5 protein-coding genes are annotated in these 5,599 nt (G+C 69.0%); 1 reads left to right on the top strand and 4 read right to left on the bottom strand.

What is annotated here, in order from left to right:
* From ACXJKR_RS22670 to ACXJKR_RS22660, 3 genes are all read right to left on the bottom strand, one after another.
* The coding region (locus ACXJKR_RS22670; protein WP_457324726.1) for a cation-translocating P-type ATPase at positions 1 to 2,097 on the bottom strand (2,097 nt) is incomplete at its 3' end.
* Between the two features lie 101 nt (positions 2,098 to 2,198).
* A complete protein-coding gene (locus ACXJKR_RS22665) occupies positions 2,199 to 2,708 on the bottom strand; it encodes a c-type cytochrome (RefSeq protein WP_457324725.1) in 510 nt (169 codons plus the stop codon).
* On the bottom strand, positions 2,705 to 3,070 hold the full coding sequence (locus ACXJKR_RS22660; RefSeq protein ID WP_457324724.1) for a TraR/DksA family transcriptional regulator: 366 nt from the start codon (positions 3,068 to 3,070) through the stop codon (positions 2,705 to 2,707). Before ACXJKR_RS22660 ends, ACXJKR_RS22665 begins: the two co-directional genes overlap by 4 nt.
* 268 nt (positions 3,071 to 3,338) lie before the next feature.
* On the opposite strand from ACXJKR_RS22660, the gene ACXJKR_RS22655 reads away from it, so the two are divergent.
* Positions 3,339 to 4,613, top strand: a complete 1,275-nt coding sequence (locus tag ACXJKR_RS22655) for an MgtC/SapB family protein (protein ID WP_457324723.1) — start codon at positions 3,339 to 3,341, stop codon at positions 4,611 to 4,613.
* A 29-nt stretch (positions 4,614 to 4,642) separates the two neighbouring features.
* On the opposite strand, the gene ACXJKR_RS22650 is transcribed toward ACXJKR_RS22655, so the two are convergent.
* Positions 4,643 to 5,599 (bottom strand): methyl-accepting chemotaxis protein (locus ACXJKR_RS22650; RefSeq protein WP_457324722.1); only part of this gene is annotated, 957 nt, incomplete at its 5' end.

The raw sequence follows: 5,599 nt of genomic DNA, 5'->3' as shown, positions 1-5,599 counted from the left end.
ATGGACCGGCAGCATCAGCGGCGGCAGCCCGAGCAGCAGGGGCAGCAGCGCCAGTCCGGCCACCGGGACATGGATGGCGGTGATGTAGGTCATGACCTTGCGGAGGTTGTCGAAGATGCGCCGGCCCATGCGAACACCGCCGACGATGCGCCCGAAATCTTCGTCCAGCAGCACCAGGCCGGCGGCCTCGCGCGCGACGTCCGTCCCACGTATCCCCATCGCGATGCCGACGTGAGCCGCCTTCAGCGCCGGTGCGTCATTGACGCCGTCGCCCGTCATGGCCACGGTCTCGCCGTTGCGCCGCAGCGCCAGCACCAGCCTGAGCTTGTGCTCCGGCATCACGCGGGCGAAGACGCGCACATGCCGCACGGCCTCGGCGAGCTCGGCCTCTCCGAAACCGGCGATGTCGGCCCCGGTCAGGACGCCCCCACGCACGTCGAGGCCGGCCTGCTCGGCAATGGCCAGTGCCGTGGCCGCATGATCGCCGGTGACCATCACCACCGCGATGCCGGCTTCCCGCGCCTGCGCGACCGCATCCGGCACGCTGTCGCGCAGCGGATCCTCGAAGGCCGCCAGGCCCAGCAACGTGAAGTCGTGGTCATGCTGATGCGCCACCGTTTCACCACGCGGCGGGCACGCCTCGGCCACGGCCAGCACGCGAAGTCCCTGTGCGGCCAGGCGCTTCACACGGGCCAAGAGCTCGGCACTGCGTTGCGGGTCGAGGTGGCACAGATCGAACACCGCTTCCGGCGCACCCTTGGCGGCGACGCGAAGCCGGCCGGCTGCGTCCGTCCATTCATGCGACATCGCCAGCAATTCGGGGCTGAGCGGAAACYCACGCGTCAACGTCCAGTCGGGGTGCAGGTGTGCAGTGCCTGCCAGCAAGGCGTCGCCTCGCGCGAGCAGCGCACGGTCCATCGGGTCGCTGCCATCACGCCGCGAAGCCAGCATGCCGAACTCGAGCAGCCGATGCGCCGCCTCGGGCAGGTCCTTGCCAGCCTCGATCCCGACCTCCATCTCGTCGGTCACCAGACGGGACAGCTGCATCCTGTTTTCGGTAAGGGTCCCTGTCTTGTCCACGCACAACACCGTGGCTGCACCCAGCGCCTCGATGACCGCGGGACGACGCGCCAGCACCTTGATGCGAGCCAGCCGCCAGGCGCCCAGCGAAAGGAAGACGGCGAGCGCCATCGGGAACTCTTCGGGCAGCATCGCCATGCCGATGGCGACGGCCGACAGCAGCCCCTGCATCCAGTCGCCGTGCACCAGGCCGTAAACCACCACGATCACTGCGCAAATGGCGGCGGCAGCCAGGCCAAAGACACGCACCAGTCGGCGCAGATGCTGCTCCAGGGGCGTTGGTGCCGTTTCAATGGCGGCCAGCGATGCGCCGATGCGACCGACCTGCGTGCCTGCGCCGGTGGCCACCGACTCGATGACGGCGTGGCCCGTGATGGCCAGGGTGCTCGCGTACACGAAAGCACTGGCATTGCGCTCGGGCGACGCCATGGCCAGGCCGTCTTGCACCTGCCACACCCGTTTGTCCACCGGCACCGATTCCCCGGTCAGCAGCGACTCGTCGACCTGCAGCCCGACCGCCTCGCGAACGATACCGTCGGCCGCGACCCGCTCGCCCTCCCCGACCAGGAAGATGTCGCCAGGCACCAGCTCACGCGCCGGGATGCGTGCCGTGCGCCCGTCACGCACGACGCGCACCTGCGGTGCAGACAGCGTGCGCAAGGCAGCCAGCGCATGCTCGCTGCGCCGCTCCTGCATGACGACGAGGCCCACCGTGACAACAGCGAAGAAAGCCAGGAGCAGGCCCTCGCCCAGATCACCCAGCAGCAGGTAGATGGCCGCAGCAGCCAGCAGCAGCAGGAACATGGGCTCGCTGAACACACCGCGAAGCGTGCGTGCCAGGCCCCGCTTTTGCGTGTCGCCCACCTCGTTGGGGCCATGGAGCGACAAGCGCTGGCGGGCCTGCGCGTCGCTCAGTCCTCGAGGCAGCGTGGGCGTGGACTGGGTTGCCTGTGGCGGTGACGCGGAGATGCCTGCGCCGGTCGGCGCCTCGCTCTCAGCGTGCAAGGCGGCCACCATCGAAGGCTGGAAGACCGATCCCCGAGGTGCAGCCCGTCATCAGGGCGACATTTTCTTGAAGCATGGCATTCCCCTGCCGCGAAGGACCTGAAAGCGGCCCCTCAGTCGGGCGCCCGCGGCCGCGAAGGGCGGCCCGCGCCCTGCACACCGTCGGCGCGGGCCGACAGATAGGCGTAGAGGTCGATGATGTGGGCCGTCACGGTGGGGTCGCCCTGCCAGGCAGGCATCACCAGCGCCGCTTCCCGGCCCTGCAGAACCTTTTCGACCAGGGCGCTCTGCGAGGCGCCTTGCGGGTCGGACTCCGCCGCCGCGAGGATCCAGTCATAGCGCCTGAGCACCAGGCTCACGAACTGGTGCGAGCCCATCTCGCGGAGTCTGGGCAGCAGGTCGGGGCCGGCCGCCGTACCGGTCGCCGCTGGGCCGTGGCAGGTCGCGCACTTCTGCTGGAACACCCGCCAGCCGATATAGACCTCGCCTTCCGGCAAGGCGCGGCGCGCCAGCTCCCGGGCGGGTTTGGCGTTTTGCACCTCTACGGCGCAACCGGCGGCCAGTGCGGCCGCGGCGAGTGACGCGAGGGCCAGACGGTACCGCCCCACGCCGTTCGCATTCATGACAGATGCTCCCGGACCGCCTGGCAGCCCGCGCACAGCCGCACGGACGGCAGGGCCGTGAGGCGCGCCACGGGAATAGCCTCGCCACAGTTGGCGCAGTCGCCATAGCCTCCCGCGGCCAGCCGACCCAGCGCGTCGTCAACGTCCTGCAGCTCCCGCAAGTCCCGGGCGGCCTGGAAGTCCTCGGTCTGCTGGCGCTGCATGAGTTCAGCGTCGTCCTTGAGATCCCGCACCTCCTGGGACTGCGTCTGCACCGCTTGACGTGCCAGCTGCGCCGCATGAACCTCGGCTCGCAGCTCGGTCTGGCGGTACAGCAGCAGTTGGCGCAGCATGGGCAGGTGCGCTTGAGTCTGAGTTTCCATCTTGGGCAATCCTTGGTCGGCGAAGGGCCATGCTAGGCAGCCCACCGGCAAATGGATTGCGCTGGATCAAGCCGGACGACTGAAGCCCCGACCTGGCCGCTGCATCGATCGCCGCACGTTGCGGATTGACTGGGATCAACGCCGGCGCTGCACTGGCCGCATAGATTGACTCGTCGTCAGGGCTGCGAGGCAGCCGCCAATCGAGGGACACGCATGCCAATGAATTCAGCCTCGCGAGGCCGGCCGGGCGGCGCCAAAGGCAGCGGGCATGACGCCTGATCTCGCCGGCCGCTTCTTCGTCGCCCTCCTCATCGGCATCCTGGTCGGCATCGAACGGGAGAAGAAGCGGCCGGCCGCGCCTTCCCACACGATCGGCGGCATCCGCACCCATGCCCTGCTGGCCTTGTCCGGCGCGGCGTCGGCCTGGCTCGGGCAGCAGTTGCAGCTTCAGTGGCTCTTCGTGGCAGTGCTCGTGTGCGCGAGCGCAATGGCAATTGCCAGCCACGCGCTGTGGCGCCGGGATGGCAAGGATGCACCTCCCAGCATGACCAGCGAGATCGCCGCCTTGCTCGTCGTGCTTCTGGGCGGCATGGCGGCGACCGGCAATCAGGCGCTGGCCGTGGCCCTGGCCGTGGCGTTGTCGGCAGTCCTCGCCTTCAAGCAGCCCCTGCACGCCCTGGTGGAGCGGGTCGGCCTCGATGACATCCTTGCAGGCATCAAGCTGCTGATTGCCTCGGTCATCGTGCTGCCCCTCGTGCCGAATGAGACGGTGGACCCCTGGCACGCACTGAACCCCTACCAGCTGTGGCTGCTGGTGGTGCTGATCTCCGCACTCTCCCTGGCCGGCTACATCGGCATGCGCTGGCTGGGGCCGGCGCGAGGCGCTGCCATCACCGGCCTTGCCGGAGGCCTGGTCTCTTCGACGGCCACCACGCTGAATTTCGCACGTGACAGCCGGAAGGCCGAAAGCTCCGCCAACGCCAGCGCGGCGGCCGCCGGCATCCTGTGTGCCTGGTTCGTCATGTTCCTGCGCGTGACGACGATCATCGCCATCCTCAATCGGCAGCTGCTGGGCGCCTTGTGGCCCCCGCTGCTGGCCATGGCCCTGGCCACCGGCGCGCTGGCATTGCGGCACTATCTCGCCGGAGCGGCCGCCGTAACCAGCCCCGCCCAGGCAGCCACACCTCTGAAGAACCCATTCAGCCTGGGCGCGGCGATCCGGTTCGGCATCCTGTTCGCCGTCGTCCTCGTCGTGACGAAGCTGGCCCAGCAGCAATTCCCGAGCGGCGGCCTGCTTGCGATCTCGGCGCTCGCTGGCGCGGCAGACGTTGACGCGATCGTGCTTTCGCTCAGCGGCCAGAAGGACGGCTCGCTGACAACGGCCGGGACCGCGTGGGCGCTGCTGGCGGCCCTGCTTGCCAACACGGTGGTGAAGATCGCGATGGTGCTGCTTGTCGCGCGCGGCACGGTGCGCCGGGAGATGGCCATCGCGAGTGTGGCGATCTGCCTGGTGGGTGGCACCTCGGCCTGGGTTTGGCTCTGAACCGAAACTGGGCCACGCCCACCACGGCGTCAGCGGGTGGCCGGCAGCCGGAAGGTCGACACCGTCTCCACCAGCTGCTGGGCCTGCACCTTGAGGCCGTCGGCCGCGGCGGCCATTTGCTCCACCATCGCGGCGTTCTGCTGCGTGGCCTGGTCCATCTGCGTGACGGCCGCGCCAACCTGGCTCACGCCCGAACTCTGCTCGGCACTGGACGAGCTGATCTCGCCCATGATGTCGGTTACACGCTGGATGCTGCTGACCACCCTGTCCATCGTCGCGCCCGCCTGATCGACCAGCGTGTTGCCGCGGTCGACGCGCTCCAGGCTCTGCGAGATCAGCGTCTTGATCTCCCGGGCGGCTTCCGCGCTGCGGCCGGCCAGCAGCCGCACCTCGCCGGCGACGACTGCGAAGCCGCGGCCCTGCTCGCCGGCGCGTGCCGCTTCCACGGCGGCGTTCAGCGCCAGGATGTTGGTCTGGAAGGCAATGCCGTCGATGACGGAGATGATGTCGCCGATGCGGCGCGAGCTGTCGTTGATGCCCTTCATCGTGTCGACGACCTGCTTGACGACCTGGCCGCCTTCCGCAGCGACGTGCGAAGCGTTCTGCGCCAGCTGGTTGGCCTGCTGGGCGTTGTCGACGTTGTTGCGCACGGTGGCGCCGAGTTCGTCCATGGAGGCCGCCGTCTGCTGCAGCGCGCTGGCCTGGCTCTCGGTGCGGGCGCTCAGGTCCTGGTTGCCAGAGGCGATCTCCGAGCTCGCATTGGCCACCGACTCCGAGCCGTCACGCACCTGCTGCACGATGCTTGCCATGCTGTCGCGCATGGCTTTCACGCCCTGCATGACGCTCTCATGGCTGCTGCCCTGCAGGTCGATGTCAACGCTGAGGTCGCCTTCGGCCAGTTGGCGCGTGATCTCATTGACGCGCGCGGGCTCGCCACCCAACTGGCGCGTGATGCTGCGCGTGATGGCCAGGCCCAGCACCAGCAG

This window comes from Roseateles sp. P5_E11 (assembly GCF_054049355.1).
This window is presented reverse-complemented; position numbering and strand designations above follow the sequence as displayed.